General features: G+C 71.2%; 16 protein-coding genes. 11 read left to right on the top strand and 5 right to left on the bottom strand.

All coding sequences use genetic code 11. The annotated features are described in order from the left end of the window. Window positions 1–128 precede the first annotated feature (128 nt). Window positions 129–1,586 carry an aspartate aminotransferase family protein gene (locus BLU84_RS21520; protein ID WP_083382993.1) on the bottom strand — a complete coding sequence of 486 codons (1,458 nt, stop codon included), beginning with the start codon at window positions 1,584–1,586 and terminating at the stop codon, window positions 129–131. Further along, the gene (locus tag BLU84_RS21515) at window positions 1,583–2,293 is read right to left on the bottom strand and encodes an MtnX-like HAD-IB family phosphatase (protein ID WP_211664592.1); all 711 of its coding nucleotides are present in this window, start codon (window positions 2,291–2,293) and stop codon (window positions 1,583–1,585) included. The genes BLU84_RS21520 and BLU84_RS21515 overlap by 4 nt, the downstream gene beginning before the upstream one ends. A gap of 244 nt (window positions 2,294–2,537) precedes the next feature. Here BLU84_RS21515 and BLU84_RS21510 point away from each other — a divergent pair, with 244 nt between their 5' ends. Beyond that, window positions 2,538–4,103, top strand: coding sequence for an ArnT family glycosyltransferase (locus BLU84_RS21510; RefSeq protein ID WP_074871955.1), 1,566 nt, complete (start codon window positions 2,538–2,540; stop codon window positions 4,101–4,103). Window positions 4,104–4,112: 9 nt separating this feature from the next. On the opposite strand, the gene BLU84_RS27975 is transcribed toward BLU84_RS21510, so the two are convergent. The 3 genes from BLU84_RS27975 to BLU84_RS21500 all read right to left on the bottom strand — a co-directional run bounded on the left by BLU84_RS27975 (window position 4,113) and on the right by BLU84_RS21500 (window position 6,391). After that, window positions 4,113–4,241, bottom strand: coding sequence for a hypothetical protein (locus BLU84_RS27975; protein ID WP_267889196.1), 129 nt, complete (start codon window positions 4,239–4,241; stop codon window positions 4,113–4,115). Window positions 4,242–4,484: 243 nt separating this feature from the next. Further along, complete coding sequence (locus BLU84_RS21505; RefSeq protein ID WP_074871953.1) at window positions 4,485–5,252, bottom strand: LytR/AlgR family response regulator transcription factor; 768 nt, start codon at window positions 5,250–5,252, stop codon at window positions 4,485–4,487. After that, complete coding sequence (locus BLU84_RS21500) at window positions 5,249–6,391, bottom strand: sensor histidine kinase (protein ID WP_074871952.1); 1,143 nt, start codon at window positions 6,389–6,391, stop codon at window positions 5,249–5,251. The genes BLU84_RS21505 and BLU84_RS21500 overlap by 4 nt, the downstream gene beginning before the upstream one ends. Before the next feature lie 206 nt (window positions 6,392–6,597). Here BLU84_RS21500 and BLU84_RS21495 point away from each other — a divergent pair, with 206 nt between their 5' ends. The 10 genes from BLU84_RS21495 (at window position 6,598) to BLU84_RS21450 (ending at window position 16,120) form a co-directional block, all read left to right on the top strand. Next, window positions 6,598–6,963: a hypothetical protein gene (locus BLU84_RS21495; RefSeq protein WP_074871950.1), complete on the top strand. Its 366-nt coding sequence runs from the start codon at window positions 6,598–6,600 to the stop codon at window positions 6,961–6,963. 126 nt (window positions 6,964–7,089) lie between these two features. Continuing rightward, window positions 7,090–7,368 carry a hypothetical protein gene (locus BLU84_RS21490; protein WP_139175178.1) on the top strand — a complete coding sequence of 93 codons (279 nt, stop codon included), beginning with the start codon at window positions 7,090–7,092 and terminating at the stop codon, window positions 7,366–7,368. A gap of 118 nt (window positions 7,369–7,486) precedes the next feature. Continuing rightward, the gene (locus BLU84_RS21485) at window positions 7,487–8,833 is read left to right on the top strand and encodes a hypothetical protein (RefSeq protein ID WP_074871945.1); all 1,347 of its coding nucleotides are present in this window, start codon (window positions 7,487–7,489) and stop codon (window positions 8,831–8,833) included. Window positions 8,834–9,156: 323 nt separating this feature from the next. Next, entirely contained in the window at window positions 9,157–9,369 is a 213-nt protein-coding gene (locus BLU84_RS21480; RefSeq protein ID WP_139175177.1) for a hypothetical protein, read from the top strand. 127 nt (window positions 9,370–9,496) lie between these two features. Next, window positions 9,497–9,811 (top strand): I78 family peptidase inhibitor, encoded by a 315-nt coding sequence (locus BLU84_RS27330; protein ID WP_074871941.1) that lies wholly within the window; start codon window positions 9,497–9,499, stop codon window positions 9,809–9,811. A gap of 572 nt (window positions 9,812–10,383) precedes the next feature. Continuing rightward, window positions 10,384–10,740: a transposase gene (locus BLU84_RS27325; RefSeq protein ID WP_074871939.1), complete on the top strand. Its 357-nt coding sequence runs from the start codon at window positions 10,384–10,386 to the stop codon at window positions 10,738–10,740. 381 nt (window positions 10,741–11,121) lie between these two features. Then, entirely contained in the window at window positions 11,122–11,658 is a 537-nt protein-coding gene (locus tag BLU84_RS21465) for a fimbrial protein (RefSeq protein WP_198420008.1), read from the top strand. Between the two features lie 97 nt (window positions 11,659–11,755). Beyond that, window positions 11,756–13,588 (top strand): S8 family serine peptidase, encoded by a 1,833-nt coding sequence (locus BLU84_RS21460; protein ID WP_074871934.1) that lies wholly within the window; start codon window positions 11,756–11,758, stop codon window positions 13,586–13,588. Window position 13,589: 1 nt separating this feature from the next. Continuing rightward, a complete protein-coding gene (locus BLU84_RS21455; protein ID WP_074871931.1) occupies window positions 13,590–14,195 on the top strand; it encodes a hypothetical protein in 606 nt (201 codons plus the stop codon). Between the two features lie 140 nt (window positions 14,196–14,335). Beyond that, window positions 14,336–16,120, top strand: coding sequence for a S8 family serine peptidase (locus BLU84_RS21450; protein WP_074871929.1), 1,785 nt, complete (start codon window positions 14,336–14,338; stop codon window positions 16,118–16,120). Window position 16,121 lies beyond the last annotated feature (1 nt).

Here is a 16,121-nt window from a genome sequence, read left to right as displayed (position 1 = left end):
CGCAACGCGGGAGAGGGAAATGCGAGCGCAGCGAGCGATGGTGAGGACCGCGCGCCCCTACGCCGCGACGCAACCGCCGCGGCGACCGGTAAACGAGGAAACACGGTCGCCGCGGCCATCGCGAGCGGTTACAGCGAGCGCTTGGCGCGCGTCAGCAACTGGTCCAGCAGCGCCAGCGCCTGGTCGATCTCGGCGCCGGAGATATGCAGCGACGGCGCCAGGGTGATCACGTTCTTGTAATAGCCGCCGACGTCCAGCACCAGGCCCATCTTCTTGCCGTTGTGCTCCAGTTCGCCGGCCAGGCCGATGTCGCACATGCGGTCGAGCAGCTTCTTGTTCGGGGTGAAGCCGTCGGCTTCGCAGATCTCCGCGCGCAGCGCCAGGCCCAGGCCGTCGACGTCGCCGATTTCCGGATGGCGCGTCTGCAGATCCTTCAGCCCGGCCAGGAAGTGCGCGCCGGCGCGCATCACCCGGTTCTCGTAATCGCCTTCGGCCAGCATCTTCATCGTCTCCAGGCCCACCGCGGTGCCGAGCGGGTTGGAGGCGAAGGTCGAATGGGTCGAGCCCGGCGGGAACACGGTCGGGTTGATCAGTTCCTCGCGCGCCCAGATGCCGGCGAGCGGGTTGAGCCCGTTGGTCAGCGCCTTGCCGAACACCAGCACGTCGGGCTGCACGCCGAAATGCTCGATCGCCCACAGCTTGCCGGTGCGGAAGAAGCCCATCTGGATTTCGTCGACCACCAGCAAGATGCCGTACTTGTCCAGCACGCGCTTGAGGCCGGTGAAGAAGTTCGGCGGCGGAATCACGTAGCCGCCGGTGCCCTGGATCGGCTCGACATAGAACGCGGCGTACTCGCACTGGCCGACCTTGGGATCCCACACGCCGTTGTATTCGGTCTCGAACAGGCGCTCGAACTTGGCCACGCAGTGCTCGCCGTACTCTTCCTTGCTCATGCCCTTGGGGCCGCGGAAGTGGTACGGGAATTCGATGAACTGGGCGCGGTCGAAATGGCCGTAGCGGCGGCGATAGCGATACGAGGACGTGATCGCCGAGGCGCCCAGGGTGCGGCCGTGGTAGCCGCCTTCGAAGGCGAACATCAGGCTCTTGCCGCCGCTGGCGTTGCGCACCAGCTTGAGCGAATCCTCCACCGACTGCGCGCCGCCGACGTTGAAGTGGACGCGGCCCTTGCGGCCCCACTTGTTCTGCGCGTCGACCGCGATGGTCTTGGCCAGCTCGATCTTGGTCGGATGCAGGTACTGGCTGGCGACCTGCGGCAGGGTGTCGATCTGGCGCTTGAGCACTTCGTTCAGGCGCGGGTTGCGGTAACCGAAGTTGACCGCCGAATACCACATCTGCAGATCGAGGAATTCGGTGCCGGCCGAGTCGTACAGATAGCTGCCGTCGGCGCCGGTGAAGATCTTCGGCGGATCGCTGTAGTGCACGGTGTCGCCGAAGGAGCACCAGGTCTCTTCGTCGGCGAGCAGCGCGGCGTCGGAACCCGGCGCGGCGGCGTCGGACAGGTCGGTGGTTTGGGCGGCGGCGTCGCGGAAAGCCGCGTCGTCGGCGAGCAGAGCGGAGTGGGTCATGGAGTGCTAGCCCGGGAGGGGAGGGGGAGGACGGAGACGGTTTCGCGCGGCGTATCGAGCAGCCCGTCGAGCAGGCTCGGCAGCAGCGCCAAGGCTTCCAGGAAGCCGCCGATCGGCGCATGGGCGATGCGCTGCTGGCGGCAGTGTTCGATCAACTTGGCTTTGGCGAAGACGTAATCGGCGCGCGCGGCGACGCAGAAATCCGACTGGCCGTCGCCGATCAGCAGGTTGCGCAGGCGCGGCGGCGCGGCCGCGGCGACCGCGCATTTGCAGGTGCCGCTGCCGACCCGGCAGTCCTGACGCGAATGCGGGAAATCCAGGCGCCAGCCGCGTTCGCCGTCGGCGACCAGGCGGTTGGCGATCACCGGCAACGGGCCCAGGCCGTGGCGGGCGAGGATGCGTTCGATCGCGTAGTCCAGGCCGTCGCTGACCACGGTCAGGCGGCAGCCGGCGGCGTGCGCGGCGCGCACGAATTCGGGGAATGCGGGATCGATGCGGATGCCGTCGAGCAAGGCGTCGAGCTCGTCGCGGCCGGCGTCGAGCAGGGCGACCTGCTGGCCCATGCACTCGCGCGAGGTGATGCGGCCGGCCTTCCACGCCGCCTCGATCAGCTCCCAGCCGGGCCGGGCGTAACGCACCAATACGGCATCGGTCACGTCCTGCAACGCGATGGTGCCGTCGAAATCGCAAAGGATGTTCCAGCCCAGGCTCATGCGCGGTCCTGCGGATAGTCGTTGGCCGCAGCCTAGGGGGCTTTCCTTTCGCAGCCCTTTCGCCGGGCGCCAGCGGCGGACGCGGCGTTCAGCCGCGGTGGGCGGGGCCGGGCGCGCGCCTCGTCATCGCGCTGCCATCGCATTGCGACCGTGCCCCGACCTCGCCGCCGCCACCCTGGGCCGCACGCGCCGCCGCCCGCCGCGGCGGCGCGCTCCCCCGCCGTTCCGGTTCGGATTCATGAACGAAACGTTTTCGCCGCCGGCCGATGCATCGACGGCCGACACGCGCCGCGCGCCGTTGCTGCCGCGCTGGCTGCTCGCCGCCGTCTGCCTGGTCCTGGCGTTCGGTTTTCTCGACGCGCGCGGCATCTGGGACCCGGACGAAGGCCGCTATACCAACATCGCCCTGACCATGCTCGACCGCGGCGAGTGGCTCACGCCGATGCGCAATCTCGAGACCGGGCACTGGACCAAGCCGCCCGGCGCGTACTGGCTGATCGCCGCCAGCGTGTCGGCGTTCGGCGAAACCGCCTGGGCCGCGCGCCTGCCGATCGCCTTGTCGTATCTGGCCTGCGTGTTGTTGGCCGCGGGCTGCGCGCGGCGGCTGGCGCCCGGCAGCGGCCGGCTCGCGGCGCTGATCTACGCCACCTGCTTGCTGCCGGCCGGCGCGGCGCAACTGATCACCGCCGACTATCCGCTGGCCGCGGCGCAGGCGTTGGCGATGTACGCGTTCGTGCGCTATCGCTTCGCCGATGCGGGCGCCAGCGCGGCCGCGCGCGGCGCGTGGCTGCCGGCGATGTGGGCCGCGTTCGCGCTCGGATTCATGATCAAGGGGCCGCCGGCGCTGTTGCCGCTGCTGGCGGTGGCCGCGCTCGGCGCGCTGGCGCCGGGGCCGGGCGGCGCGTGGCGCTGGCATGCGTTGGGCGCGGCGCTGTTCGCGGCGCTGGCGCTGCCGTGGTATCTGACGATGGGGCTGCGCCACGAAGGCCTGATGGAGTATTTCCTCGGCGCCGAAGTGGTCGACCGCGTCGCCAGCGACCGCTTCGGCCGTCATCCCGAATGGTACGGCTGGCTCAAGATCTACCTGCCGACCTTGCTGTTGGGCACGCTGCCGTGGACCGGCGAACTGCTGCGCTGGGCGCGCGCGCTGCCGGCTCGCGCGCTGGCTTGGCGCGCACGCCAGGCGCGCGTCGGCGAGGCGGGAGCGCTGTTCCTGGCGTTATGGATCGCGCTGCCGCTGCTGGTGTTCTGCCTGGCCCAGTCGCGCCTGCCCTTGTACCTGCTGCCCACCTTCCTGCCGCTGGCGGTGGCGATGGCGGCGACCCGCCACGCCCGCGGCCGCGGCGTACCGGACCTGCGCTGGCTGCTGCTGTGGGCCTTGCTGCTGCTCGGCCTGCGCTACGCCGCGGCGCAGTGGGACACCCACAAGGACGCCAGCGAATGGGCGCAGGCGATCCGCGCGCGCAGCGCGGCGCCGGTCGAGGAAGTGTTGTTCGTCGAAGACATGGCTCGCTACGGCCTGCGCCTGCATCTGGGCGCGGAGGTGGAGAAGCTCTCGCGCCAGCCGCGCGAGCAACCGCGCTTCAATCCCGAATACGACGAACCGCTGCGGCGCGAACTCGAACACGCCGGCGACGCGCCCGGCTCGGTGTTCGTGGCCAAGCAGGCGCTGTGGCCGCCGCTGCGCCGGCAGATCGCCGGCTACGGCTATCGTGCGCAGGCGCTGGGCGCGCCTTATCGCGGCCGGGTGATCTTCCGGGTCGAACGCGCGCCGCCCGCCGCGCCGTCGCCGACCCGCGAGTGAGCGCGCGGCTCAGCCGCGGTCGAAGCCGAACATCAGATCGTGGAACCAGCCGATGCCGAGATAGGCGGCGACCATCGCCAGCGCGGACAGCAGACAGGTCGCGAAGACGGCGATCCAGGTGAACCTGCGTTCGTTCATGCGCGCCCTCGTCCGTGTCGCCACGACGATAGCGCCTGAGCGCGGACGCGTCGTCGACGCCGGTCAAGCGCGAAGCGTGGCGCGCTGCGCATCGAAGCGCTCGCTCACTCCCGCTCACCGCCACAGCGAACGAGCGTTCGCACGCGACGCCCTTACCTGGCCCCCTGTAGGAGCGGCGCAAGCCGCGACCGCGCCACCCCACCTACCGCGCCCCGCGCCAACGCCCGCGCCAACCGCGCCCGCTCACTCGTCCCCGCGCACCGTCGCCAGCCGCAGAAAGCTCTCATGCTGATACCGGCTCATGCGCAAACGCTGCCCATCGTCCATCGTCACCACGTGGTAGCCGTTGAACCACGGCTGGATGCTGCGCACCCGGCGCACGTTGACGATGGCCGAGCGGTGCACGCGGGCGAAATCGCGCGGGTCCAGGCGCGCGGCCAGCGCGCTCAGGGTCTCGCGCAGCTCGTGCACGCGGCCGCCGGCGTGGATCTGCACGGTGTTGCGGTTGGCCTTGATCCAGACGATGTCCTCGACCGCGATCAGCACCACTTCCTCGCCGTCGCGCACCGGAATGCGTTGCAGGTGATCGTGCTTCTGCCGCAGCGCGTCCAGCGCCTGCAGGATCTGGCTGCCCAGCCCGGCCTGTGCGGCCAGGCGCAGCTTGGCGCGCTGCACGGTGGCGGCGAAACGCTCGCGGCTGAACGGTTTGACCAGGTAATCGACCGCATTGGCCTCGAACGCGCGCACCGCGTACTGCTCGTAGGCGGTGACGAACACCGTGGCCGGCATGCGCGCCTCGCCGACCGCGGCGATCACGTCCAGGCCGGTCATCGCCGGCATCTGGATGTCGAGGAACACCAGGTCCGGCCGCAGCTGCGCGATCGCGCGCACCGCGCTGGCGCCGTCGCCGCATTCGCCGAGCAGGCGCAGCTGCGGGTCTTCGCGCAGCAGGCGGACGATGGCCAGCCGCGCCAACGGCTCGTCGTCGACCACCAGCACGCCCGGACTCATGCGCGCGCGGCTCCGGCGTCGGCGGGCGGCGCGGCTTCGCCGTCGGCGATCTCAACCTCTTCGTCGATGTCGCGCGCCGGCAGCGCGATGCGGCAGGCCACGCCCTGCGGCCACAGCGCGTCCAGGCGCAGTTGCGCCCGCTCGCCGTACAGCTCGCGCAGGCGCAGGCGGGTGTTGGACAGGCCGATGCCGTGGCCCTGCGCGCTTTCGCCCGGGACCAGTTCGCTGTTGTGGTTGCGCACTTCGATGCGCAGCTCGCCGTCCTCGCGCCGGCATTCGATCTCGACCCGGTCGGCGCCGACCCGGCGGCCGATGCCGTGGCGGATCGCGTTCTCGACCAGCGGCTGCAGCAGCAGGCTCGGCACCGCGCAGTCCAGCGCTTCGGGATCGGCGTAGATGCGCGCGTCCAGACGGTCCTGGAAGCGCTTGCGCTGGATGCCCAGGTACAGCTCCAGCAAATCCAGCTCGCGCCGCAGCGAAATCTCCTGGCCGTCGTAATCCTCCAGGAACGCGCGCAGCAGCTCGCTCAGGCGCAGCAGCATGTCTTCGGCCGAACGCTGGTCCTCGTCGAGCAAGGTCACGATGGCGTGCAGGGTGTTGAACAGGAAGTGCGGCTGCAGCTGGGTCTTGAGCACCTGCAGGCGCGACTGCGCCAGCTCGCGCGCGAGCCGGCTGGCTTCCAGCTCGCGCCGGCTTTGCTCGGCGCGAAAATGCAGCGAGTGCTGGATCGCCAGCAACGCCCAGTAGGTCAGCAGGCCGGTGGCGGCGTGCTGGCCGACGAAATACACCAGTTGCTGGGCGAAGCCGCTGGGTTCGAACAAGGTCGATACCGCCGAGCCGATCGCCAGCGCCAGCGCGGTCACGCCCACGCTCAGCAACGCCTGCCGGCCGAGCCCGCGCAGGCGCAGCGGCGGGCGGATCGGATGCCGCGCCGACAAGCGGAACACCCACGGCGCCAGCGCGGCCCAGGTGAACCACTGGATCAGCGACCAGCGCAGGTAGTCGAACGGCGACCACACCTCGGGGCCGACCACCGCGTCGAAGAGCATGTGCTGCACGGCGAAGGCCAGCGCCACCACCGACCACAAGGTCAGGTAGCGGCCCAGGCCGATGGAGGTGTCGCCCAACTGGATCTGCATCGGCGCGGCCCGGAATCGCTTCGCCGGCATCGTAAGCGCGGCGAAGCGCGCGGCAAAGCGCAGGCGCCGGCGGCGACGATCCGTCCCGCCGCGGCGACGATTCGTCCCGCAGCCGTGGCCGCGCGCGCCATCGCCGCGCTGGGATGTGCGCGAACCGGTCCGCGCGCGCGGGTCGGGCCCGCCCACATCGACTCCGGAGCACCGTCATGCCCGCGATCCGCACCGCCGCCCTCGCTGTCGCCGCGTTGGCCGCCGCCTCCACCGCGCAGGCCCAGGCGCGCTATTTCGAACTGAGCAACCGCGGTGGCGACAGCATCGTCGCGGTCGCCGCGTCCCCGGCCGGTGCGGCCGCGTTCGTCGACAAGCCGATCGGGGCGTCGCTGCCCGGCGGCGGCGCGGCGACCACGATCCAGCTGGCCGGCCCGGATTGCCGCTACGACCTGCGCTTCTCGCTCGCCGACGGCCGCGTGCTGGAGTACGCCGACATCGACGTATGCCGCCACCGCGGCCTGCGCGTGGCCGCGCCGCGGCGCGCGCCGGCGCCGGCGGCCGGGCTGGCGAAGGGGCCCTGAGCGGCCGTAAGCGGCAGCGCGTCACTGTCCGCGAACCCGCGCCTCGACAGCGCCCCGCGCCGGGGTTAGAGCGGAGCGCAGCGGCCGCGCGCCATCCCGGCGCGCGCCGCCTCCAGGGAGAAGGACATGCGCAAGTTGGGTAGCAGGGCAAGGCTCGCCGCGGTCGCGGCGCTGTGTTCGCTGGCAGTGGCCGGCGCGGCGTTCTCGCAGACCGGGCCGGGCGGCCCGTACGTGGAAATCCGCACCTACACCGACGCCGCCGGCGAGGTGATCGGCATGCAACTGATCAGCCGCGGCTGCGCCGACCCGCAGCCCGCGGGCTGGGGCGTGTGGAACGGGCGCTATACGGTCGATCGCGGCCGTTGCTTCGTGATCGCGCCGCCGGGCGGCGGCGAGCAGAACTGAGGCCGGCCGCAGATCGCGGCCGCAGCCGGGCGCCGAGCGCCCGGCTGCGGAATCTTTACATTCCGCATGCGCGGCGGTGCCAGAATCGGCCTTCGCCTGAACGCTAAGGAGTGGTGTCATGGGTGATCCGAACCGCGATCCCAACCGCGTCCCGCCGCCCGCGCCTCCGCCGGCCAACCGGACCGCGCCCGACGCCGACCCGGTCGACGCCACCGTCGGCCCGGTGCTCGGCACCGTCTCGGGCGCGCGCCCGATCGCACCCGGCCCCGGCGGCACGTCCACCGGCATCGTCTGGGACGCCAACCGCCCGTTCCAGTCCTATAACGAGCGCCAGAGCTTCACCGGCCCGGACGGCGCCGGGCTGCGGCTCGGCGGCAGCCTGTCCACGCCCGGCGTGGCCGAGCAGCGCCTGTTCATCGGCACCGCGGTCGGCGGCACCTCGCTCGGCTTCGCCGGCGACCAGGCCACCGGCGCGTTCGCCTTCGGCCTGCGCCAGCACAACGACAGCAACGGCCTGGCCCTGGGCTACGCGCTCAATCCGCAGACCCGCACCCAGGCCGGCTTCCTGCGCCTGGACGCGGACAACCTGCAGGTCACCGGTACCGGCAGCATCGCCCCGGCCGGCGGCCAGTTCGGCCTCGACGCGAACCTGCGCCTGCAGGGCGACCGCACCATCACCGGCACCGGCAGCTACAACCTGGGCACCGGCGAAGGGCGCGTGGGCGCGGGCTACAACGGCGGCGCGGACGGCATCCGCGCCAACGGCGCGGTGATCTTCAACCCACAAGGCGTCGGCGGCACCGCTTCGTTTTCCGGCCCGTTCGGGGAGCCCGGCAGCGGCCTGCGCCTGGGCGCGCAGGGCACGATCCAGCCCGGCGGCCAGGTCTGGAACCTCGGCGCGAACCTGGAGCTGCAGCGCAACAACTGGAACCTCACGGCCGGCGCCGACTACGGCCGCGACGCGCAGCAGCGCCTGGGCGCCAATCTGCGCGCGGGCGCGGGCTACACCGATCCGAACAACGGTGTGCGCCTCGGCGTGGAAGGCAATTACGACACCCGCACCGGCGGCGTCGGCGGGCGCGCCACGCTGACCGTTCCGATCGAAGCGATCTTCGGCGGCGGCCGCCGTTCGCTGCCGGAGCCGCGCGGCGGCCTGAGCGAGCCGCCGTCGCTGCGTGGCCTGCCCGGCCACAGCGCGCTGCAGCCTACGCCCGGCTCCGACGCGGCGTTGCCGCGCACCGCCAGCGTCAGCGATACCAACGCGCTGCTCGACGGCCTGATGGCGCGCCAACCCGGCGCGATGGCCGCGGCGCGCAATCACCCGGAGGCGCAGGCGATGGTCGCCGGCGCCAGGGACGAGGCCAATCGCCTCGAAGCCGCGCGCGCACCGACGCCGGCCGCACCGACGGCCGAACAGGCGCCGGAACAGGCCAATCCGACCCGCGGGGCGCGCGCGCTGGGCTGAGGCTCGCGCGCGTGACGGCTTCGCGCGAACGCGGGCTGCGGCGGGCGCCGCGGCGCCGCGCGTGGCAGCGCGTACGGAAGGCATCGAAAAGGCCGTTGCGGCTGCCTGCCGGCGCAAGAACCGGCCGCAGGATCCGCGCGGCCGCCGTGGCCGCAATCGGCCCGCGGCAATGACAGCGGCAAACGCGGCGCCGCGCGAAAGGCTGGCAATACCGACAGTGCGAACGTACGTCCGCGCGAAACATCGAAGCGGTGTCTCATTCCCTCCGCGAGCGCGGTGCTAGCGTGCGCTGGCCCGGTCCTGGGCCTCTAAGGAGAGAGGTCATGACCCGTACCACCCGTTGGATGGCGCTGTGCGCGTTCGCGTTCGGACTGAGCTTCGCGTCGGTCGCGTTCGCCGCCTGCAACAGCCGGTGTTTCGAAACCTGCAAGGACAACGCCATCGCCAACTGCGTGGCCAGCGGCGGCGGCGATCGCTGCTACACCGATGCGACTTACGGGCGCTGCTACCGGCAGTGCGGCTGCATCATTCCCTGATCGCGCATCGCCGCGACTGCGACGCCCCGTCCGCACGGGCGGGGCGTTCTTGCCGGCGCCGGCGCACAGTCGACAAGTCCCGCGCTTGGGCGGACCATGCACTGGCCCTCCCCGCCGAGACCCCACGATGAACGCAGATCGCAAGACGCTCACGTCCCGCGCCGCGCCGATGTTGTTGGTCTGCGCCTGCGCGCTGGCCGCCGCCTGCTCGCAGGCGCCGTCGCGTCCCGACCTCGGCGGCCGCTGCGACGCCAGCGCGCTGGGCTGGGCGGTCGGCAAGCCGCTGGACGAAGCCGCCGGCCGCAAGCTGTTCAAGCAAAGCGGCGCCGGCCTGTGGCGCGTGGTCGCGCCGGACAACACCTTCAGCAACGACCAGCGCGACGACCGCCTCAACGTGCGCGTCGACGCCGCCAACGTGGTGACCGGCGTCGACTGCGGCTGAGCCGGCCCCGCCGGCAACGCGCGCCGCCGCGTCGCGCGCGGCGCCATTTCATCGCCATCGCTTTGCCTTGCCGCTCTGGGCTGCGGATCGCGGCCCGCGAACGCTCGTGCGCTTCGGCGATCCGACGCCAGCGTTCGCAGCGCAGCGGCCCGCGCGCCGCATTGCCGAATCGTCGCGATGTTGAGCGAATTCATATTCGCAGATGAACGAAAGCGGCAGGCGATGGTGGGGTGACGAGCGAAAACAGCGTTTTTGTTAGTAAACGGACACGCATTTTTTGTGACTCGATAATCGGCCGAGCGCCCAGGCGCAGCGGTATCGGCGCGGCGTGCGCGGCTCCGGCGATGCGCAGATCCGGCGAATCGCGGATTCGACGACGCACGCATCCGGCGATCCGCGGGCAGCGATCAGCGGGGAGAGCGCGAATCCGCGCGCGGTGTCCACGAGGACGCCGCCGCGTGCGCGTGCGCGCCGTCGGCCGCGCGAACGCATCCGTCGGACGCTGCAGCCGCAGCGCGGAAGCAGCGCCCGCGGCGAGCCCGCGGGCGCGGGGAGGACATGAGGACAGCGCGATGCGGATAGAACTGAGCCTGTGGCAGTGGCAGCGGATCGCCGACCGGCTGCCGCCGACCTTGCGGCGGCGCGCGGATCGCAATGCCGCGCGCTACAAGCGCTTCGTCGAAGAGGTGCTGCAGGTGGCGACCGGCGACATGCGCTGGCGCGAACTGAAATCGCCGAACGGAAGCTGGCGCACGGTGTATGTGCGCTTCCATCGTTGGAGCGAGGACGGCGTGTGGGATCGGGTGATCGCCGCGCTGGAACCGAGCCCGGAGCTGTCCGGCGCGTTGCAGCGGCGCGTGGGCGAGCACCGGCGCGCCAGCAAGCGGCGCAAGCAGCGTTCCGCGGAGCCGGCGCGCGACGAGCCTTAGCGCCCCGCGCATGCGCCCGGCACCGCCGGCGCGACGCTGCGCCGTGCAACGCTGCCGGCGCGCACGCGAATCCAAGGTCGCTATTCATCGCCTGCGGCGCCGCCGCACAGGCCGATCGAGCTATCGCCGCTGCCGCCGCGCAGCGCGCGCTCGCATGCGCCGCCCGCGCAAGAGCGCAAATGTTACCCGGACTACATTTGCGCGCGATGCGTAGGGACACCGCGCGATCGGCGCGTTTGAGTTAGCGATGGCTCGCGCACCGCGCGAACCTCCTTCGCCTCGCACGCAGCTGCATGCAGCGCCCGGGCGCGCCGCAACCGGCGCGCCACGGCCCGCGGCGGTTCGCGGCGCGGCGCTCACCTTACGTTTCGGAGCATACGAATGAAGCGAGTTTCCGCCTTGCTGTTCGCCGTCGCCCTGGCCGCCCCCGGCCTCGCCCTCGCCGCCGACGGCACCGTCCACTTCGAAGGTTCGGTGATCGCGCCGACCTGCGTACTCACCAACGGTCCGACCCCGGCCGACATCCGGGTCAAGCTGCCCGCGGTCGCGGTGTCGGCGCTGTCGGCGTCGGGCCAGACCGCCGGGCGCACGCCGTTCTTCATCCGCGTCGCCGATTGCGGCGCCACCGTCGCCCAGGTCCAGACCTTCTTCGAGCCGGGCCCGACCATCGACACCAGCAGCAACAACCTGACCCTGCAGGGCGGCACCGGCATCGCCGGCAACGTCCAGCTGCAGTTGCTCAACGCCGACCACTCGCAGGTGCTGCTCGGCAATCCGCTGGGCCTGCAGAACACCCAGTCGGTCGCGGTGGAAGGCGGCGGCGCGGCGCTGCGCTACTACGCGCAGTACGTGGCCACCGGCGCGGCGACGGCCGGCTCGGCCAACAGCAGCGTCACCTTCACCATGATCTACCAGTAAACCCATCCCCCAACGTGCGTGCGGCCCGCGTCGGCCGGAGCGAGCGCTCCGGCCGCGTCGGGCGCGGCATGCCCGAAGAACTTCAGGAGTCGGCGGTATGCATCGACACATCGGCAAAAGGACGGTCCTCAGCGTGGCGACTTTGCTCGCCCTCGCGGCCGGCGCGGCGCAGGCGCAGCAGAACGACCCGCTGTATCGCTATCAGTGGCACCTCATGAACTACGGTCAGAGCGTGCTGGGCGACACCAAGCCCGTATCCAGCGTCGATCTGGGCATCGATGACCTGCACGACTACAACATCCGCGGCAAGGGCGTGGTGATCGGCGTGCTCGACGACGGGCTGGAGATCGATCATCCGGATCTGGCCGCCAACGTGGTGCCCAACGGCTCCAAGAACTTCTTCGTCACCGCCACCCGCGGCGAGCACGACACCGGCCCCAACAGCTTCGGCCAGGACGGCCACGGCACCGCGGTCAGCGGCATCATCGGCGCGGTCGGCTGGAACGGCATCGGCGTGCGCGGCGTGGCGCCCGCGGCCAAGCTGCGCGGGTTCAACTTCCTGGTGACCACGTTCTTCCTGGACTTGGGCCCGTTCGGCTCGTTCTCGCGCAACGACCAGGCCACCGACGCCAACATCCGCTACGCCTGGTGGGACGGCGCGGAGTCCAAGGACGTGCAGGTCTCCAACAACAGCTGGGGCGGCATGGGGCCGTGGCCGGACGCGTTCTCGGAAAACCAGATCGCCGCGTTCGAGCGGCCAATGTCGGCCACGCGCAACGGCCTGGGCATGATCTATGTCAAGGCCGCCGGCAACGACTTCAACAGCGTCAACAAGGACCAAGGCGCGGTCAAATGCAACGCCGACACCAAGCTGCGCAATGTCGGCTGCATGCAGGCGTTCCTGGATCCGCGCAACAACCTGTTCAACGTGATGACCATCGCCGCGGTCAACGCCGCCGGCCGCCGCGCCAGCTACTCCACGCCCGGCGCGGCGCTGTGGGTGTCGGGACTGGGCGGCGAGTCGGGCGTGCAGCGCCAGGTATTGCTGGACCAGGGCATCGCCCCTGAACGTATCGACCAGGTGCTCGGCCCCGAGGCGTTCGACCCGGCCATCGTCACCACCGACCTGGCCGGCTGCGCGATCGGCTTGAACACCAACGGGCTCGGCTTGAACCGCCTGGACAGCTCGCGCTCGGCGATCGACGCGAGCTGCAACTACACCGGCGCGATGAACGGCACCTCCGCGGCGACGCCGACGGTGAGCGGCGTGGTCGCGCTGATGCTGCAGGCCAATCCCAAGCTGACCTACCGCGACGTCAAGTACATCCTGGCCACCACCGCGCGCCGCATCCATCCGGATCAGCCCGCCGCCACCGCGGCCGATGGCACGGTGCTGGTGCCGGGCTGGACGCGTAACGCCGCCGGTTATTTCTTCAGCAACTGGTACGGCTACGGCCTGGTCGACGCCACCGCGGCGGTGACCCGCGCCAACAACTTCAAGTCGCTGGCGGCGCTGGTCGACAGCGGCTGGCAACGCAGCGCGGCGCAGCCGGCGGCGATCGGCAACGCCGCCGCGCCGGCGCGCCTGAGCATTCCGGTCGCCGGCATCCGCCGGGTCGAAAGCGTGCAGATCGGCCTGACCACCGACTACGCCGTCGCGGCGCCGCCGGTGAACCAGACCAGCTCGCCGCTGCCGCTGTCGGTGGCCCTGGTGTCGCCGCAAGGAACCCGCAGCGTGGTGGTGCCGGCGTCGATGGCCGTGGCCAGCGGCGGCGCGGCGTTCACCCTCGATCTGGCCGCGAGCAACGCCTTCCTCGACGAAGACGCCACCGGCAACTGGACCTTGGAAGTGGCCGACATTCCGCTCGCCGCCGGCGCCGCATCGGCCGGCAACCTGACCTCGTTCAAACTCCGCGTTCTGGGGCGCTGACATGACCAATCACAAGACTCTCATGTGCCTGGCGCTGACCGCGCTGATCGCCGCCGCGGCGCATCCGGCGCAGGCGCAGACCTACACCAAGCAGGCCGAACTCGAACTGGCCGCCACCGGCGATGCGTTCCAGGTCGGCAGCCGGCGTTTCCGCGTCGCGCCGTCCGCGGTGCCCGCACCGGTCAGCGACCGCACCGACCCGGCCAAGGACGTGATCGTGGCCGGCTACGAAGTGAAGCTGCGCGCGCCGGACGCGGCCGCGCCCAAGAGCCGCAGCAAGCGCGATCTGAGCGCGACGGCGACCACGGCAGCGGCAGGGCCGGTCGCCGACGGCGGCGCGCTCGGCGTGGCCGTGGCCGAAGAAGGCGGGCGCGCCGTGCTGGTGACCCAGCGCCTGAATGTCTACGTCGGCGACATCGGCGTGGTCGCCGGCCTGGCCAGCGCCACCGGCGGCAAGGTGACCTATTCCTCCGCGCTGGGCGGCAATGCGGTCATCGAATACGCCTCGGTGGATGCGGCGCTGGCGGCGATGAAGCGCATCCAGGGCGCGCGCGGGGTCAAGGAAGTCAGCCCCGAAATCATCCAGAGCCGGATCATGACCCGCTAAGCCCGCCGCGCATCCGCGCCGGCGAGCGTTCGCCGGCGCGGATGCGCAACGCGACGCGCGCGCTTGCCTCGCCGCTTGCGCACGCACGCGGCTGCGGCGATCGCCGCGCCGCCCACCTTCGATGCAAGGAGTCTGCGACGATGACCCCCGTTTCCCTCCCGCGCGCTGCGCTGTGCGCGGCGCTGCTCGCCGCGCTGCCGTCGGTCGGCCTGGCGCAACAGGCGAACAACGACCCGTTGTACCGCTACCAATGGCATCTGATGAACTACGGCCAGAGCGTGCTCGGCGACGCGCGGCCCGCGTTCGGCGTCGATCTGGGCATCGACGATCTGCACGACTACAACATCCGCGGCAAAGGCGTGGTGGTGTCGGTGGTCGACCAGGGCGTGGAGATCGCCCACCCGGATCTGGCCGCGAACGTCGTGCCGAATGGTTCCTGGAACGGCCTGGACGGCAGCCACGATCCCACGCCCGTCAGCGGCGGCAAGGCGCACGGCACCGCGGTCGCCGGGATCATCGCGGCGGTCGGCTGGAACGGCATCGGCGGGCGCGGCGTCGCGCCGGCGGCGCGTCTTAAGAGCTTCAACTATCTCGACGGCGGCGGAACCCAGGAAGAGGTCTGGTTGACGCGCCCGGAGCTCGCCGATGTGCAGGTGTCCAACAACAGTTGGGGTTCGTACGCCAACTTCCTGCCGACGGTCGTCGATGAACTCGACATCGCGGCGTGGGAGCGGGCGCTGTCGGCGACCCGCGGCGGCTTGGGCACGATCTATGTCAAGTCGGCCGGCAACGGCTTCGCCAGCTGGCGCGCCAGCGACGACGGCGTCGACGTCTGGGACGTGTGCAACGACGCGATCAACCGCGCCGGCGTCGGTTGCCAGCAGTCGATCTGGGAAGAGTCGAACGGCTACTTCAACGTCATGGTGATCGCCGCCGGCGATGCCTCCGGCGTACGTTCGAGCTATTCCACGCCGGGCGCGTCGATCTGGGTCACCGGCCTGGGCGGCGAGTACGGCTGGCAGGCGCAGGGCCTGCGCAACGGCGGTTATTCCGAAGCCGTCGCGGTCGGGCAGTTGCCGGTGCGTTACGAGCCGGCCATCGTTACCACCGACCTGTCCGGCTGCGTGCGCGGCTACAACACCAACGTGCGCGGGGGCTTCCGCAACGTGCTGGACGGCGATGCCTCGCTGCTGGACAACACCTGCAACTACACCGGCACGATGAACGGCACCTCCGCCGCCGCGCCGACGGTCTCGGGCGTGGTCGCGCTGATGCTGCAGGCCAATCCCAAGCTCAGCTACCGCGACGTGAAATACATCCTCGCCACCACCGCGCGCCAGATCGATGCGGGCCAGGCGGAAGTGCGCGACGCCAACGGCACCGTGATCGCGCCGGGCTGGACCGCCAACGCGGCGGGGCGCAGTTTCAGCAACTGGTACGGCTTCGGCCTGATCGATGCGACCGCGGCGGTGACTCGCGCCACCGGCTTCAAGTCGTTGCCGGCCTTGCTCGACAGCGGCTGGCAGCGCGCCGTACTCGCCGCGCCCGTGGCGATCGGCAACGCCGCCGCGCCCGCGCGCGCCAGCGTGCGCATCGCCAACCGGGTGGGCCGGATCGAAGCGGTGCAGATCGGTCTTTCCACCGACTACCGCCACGCCGGAACCTGGGGCAACGGCGGCGGCGCGGTGGCGAGCCCGTTGCTGGTGACGCTGACCTCGCCCGCCGGCACCCGCGCGTTCGTGCTGCCCGCGCACTCCGGCTACGGCGGCGACGTCCTGACCATTCCGTTCACCGCCGTCAACGCTTTCCTCGACGAAGCCGGCGACGGCGACTGGACGGTGGCGGTGAGCGACGTCGATCTGGCCGCGGGCGCGGCATCGGCCGGCAACCTCACCTCGTTCAAGATCCGCATCCTGGGGCACTGAC

It is taken from the genome of Lysobacter enzymogenes, assembly GCF_900106525.1.
GTDB lineage: Bacteria > Pseudomonadota > Gammaproteobacteria > Xanthomonadales > Xanthomonadaceae > Lysobacter > Lysobacter enzymogenes.
This window is presented reverse-complemented; position numbering and strand designations above follow the sequence as displayed.

Coding starts and splice junctions, on each gene's coding strand:
- BLU84_RS21510 (WP_074871955.1), top strand. CDS start 2,538: ATGAACGAAACGTTTTCGCCGCCGGCCGATGCATCGACGGCCGACACG.
- BLU84_RS21450 (WP_074871929.1), top strand. CDS start 14,336: ATGACCCCCGTTTCCCTCCCGCGCGCTGCGCTGTGCGCGGCGCTGCTC.
- BLU84_RS21520 (WP_083382993.1), bottom strand. CDS start 1,586: ATGACCCACTCCGCTCTGCTCGCCGACGACGCGGCTTTCCGCGACGCC.
- BLU84_RS21480 (WP_139175177.1), top strand. CDS start 9,157: ATGACCCGTACCACCCGTTGGATGGCGCTGTGCGCGTTCGCGTTCGGA.
- BLU84_RS21485 (WP_074871945.1), top strand. CDS start 7,487: ATGGGTGATCCGAACCGCGATCCCAACCGCGTCCCGCCGCCCGCGCCT.
- BLU84_RS21455 (WP_074871931.1), top strand. CDS start 13,590: ATGACCAATCACAAGACTCTCATGTGCCTGGCGCTGACCGCGCTGATC.
- BLU84_RS21500 (WP_074871952.1), bottom strand. CDS start 6,391: ATGCAGATCCAGTTGGGCGACACCTCCATCGGCCTGGGCCGCTACCTG.
- BLU84_RS21495 (WP_074871950.1), top strand. CDS start 6,598: ATGCCCGCGATCCGCACCGCCGCCCTCGCTGTCGCCGCGTTGGCCGCC.
- BLU84_RS27975 (WP_267889196.1), bottom strand. CDS start 4,241: ATGAACGAACGCAGGTTCACCTGGATCGCCGTCTTCGCGACCTGTCTG.
- BLU84_RS21505 (WP_074871953.1), bottom strand. CDS start 5,252: ATGAGTCCGGGCGTGCTGGTGGTCGACGACGAGCCGTTGGCGCGGCTG.
- BLU84_RS27325 (WP_074871939.1), top strand. CDS start 10,384: ATGCGGATAGAACTGAGCCTGTGGCAGTGGCAGCGGATCGCCGACCGG.
- BLU84_RS21490 (WP_139175178.1), top strand. CDS start 7,090: ATGCGCAAGTTGGGTAGCAGGGCAAGGCTCGCCGCGGTCGCGGCGCTG.
- BLU84_RS27330 (WP_074871941.1), top strand. CDS start 9,497: ATGAACGCAGATCGCAAGACGCTCACGTCCCGCGCCGCGCCGATGTTG.
- BLU84_RS21465 (WP_198420008.1), top strand. CDS start 11,122: ATGAAGCGAGTTTCCGCCTTGCTGTTCGCCGTCGCCCTGGCCGCCCCC.
- BLU84_RS21460 (WP_074871934.1), top strand. CDS start 11,756: ATGCATCGACACATCGGCAAAAGGACGGTCCTCAGCGTGGCGACTTTG.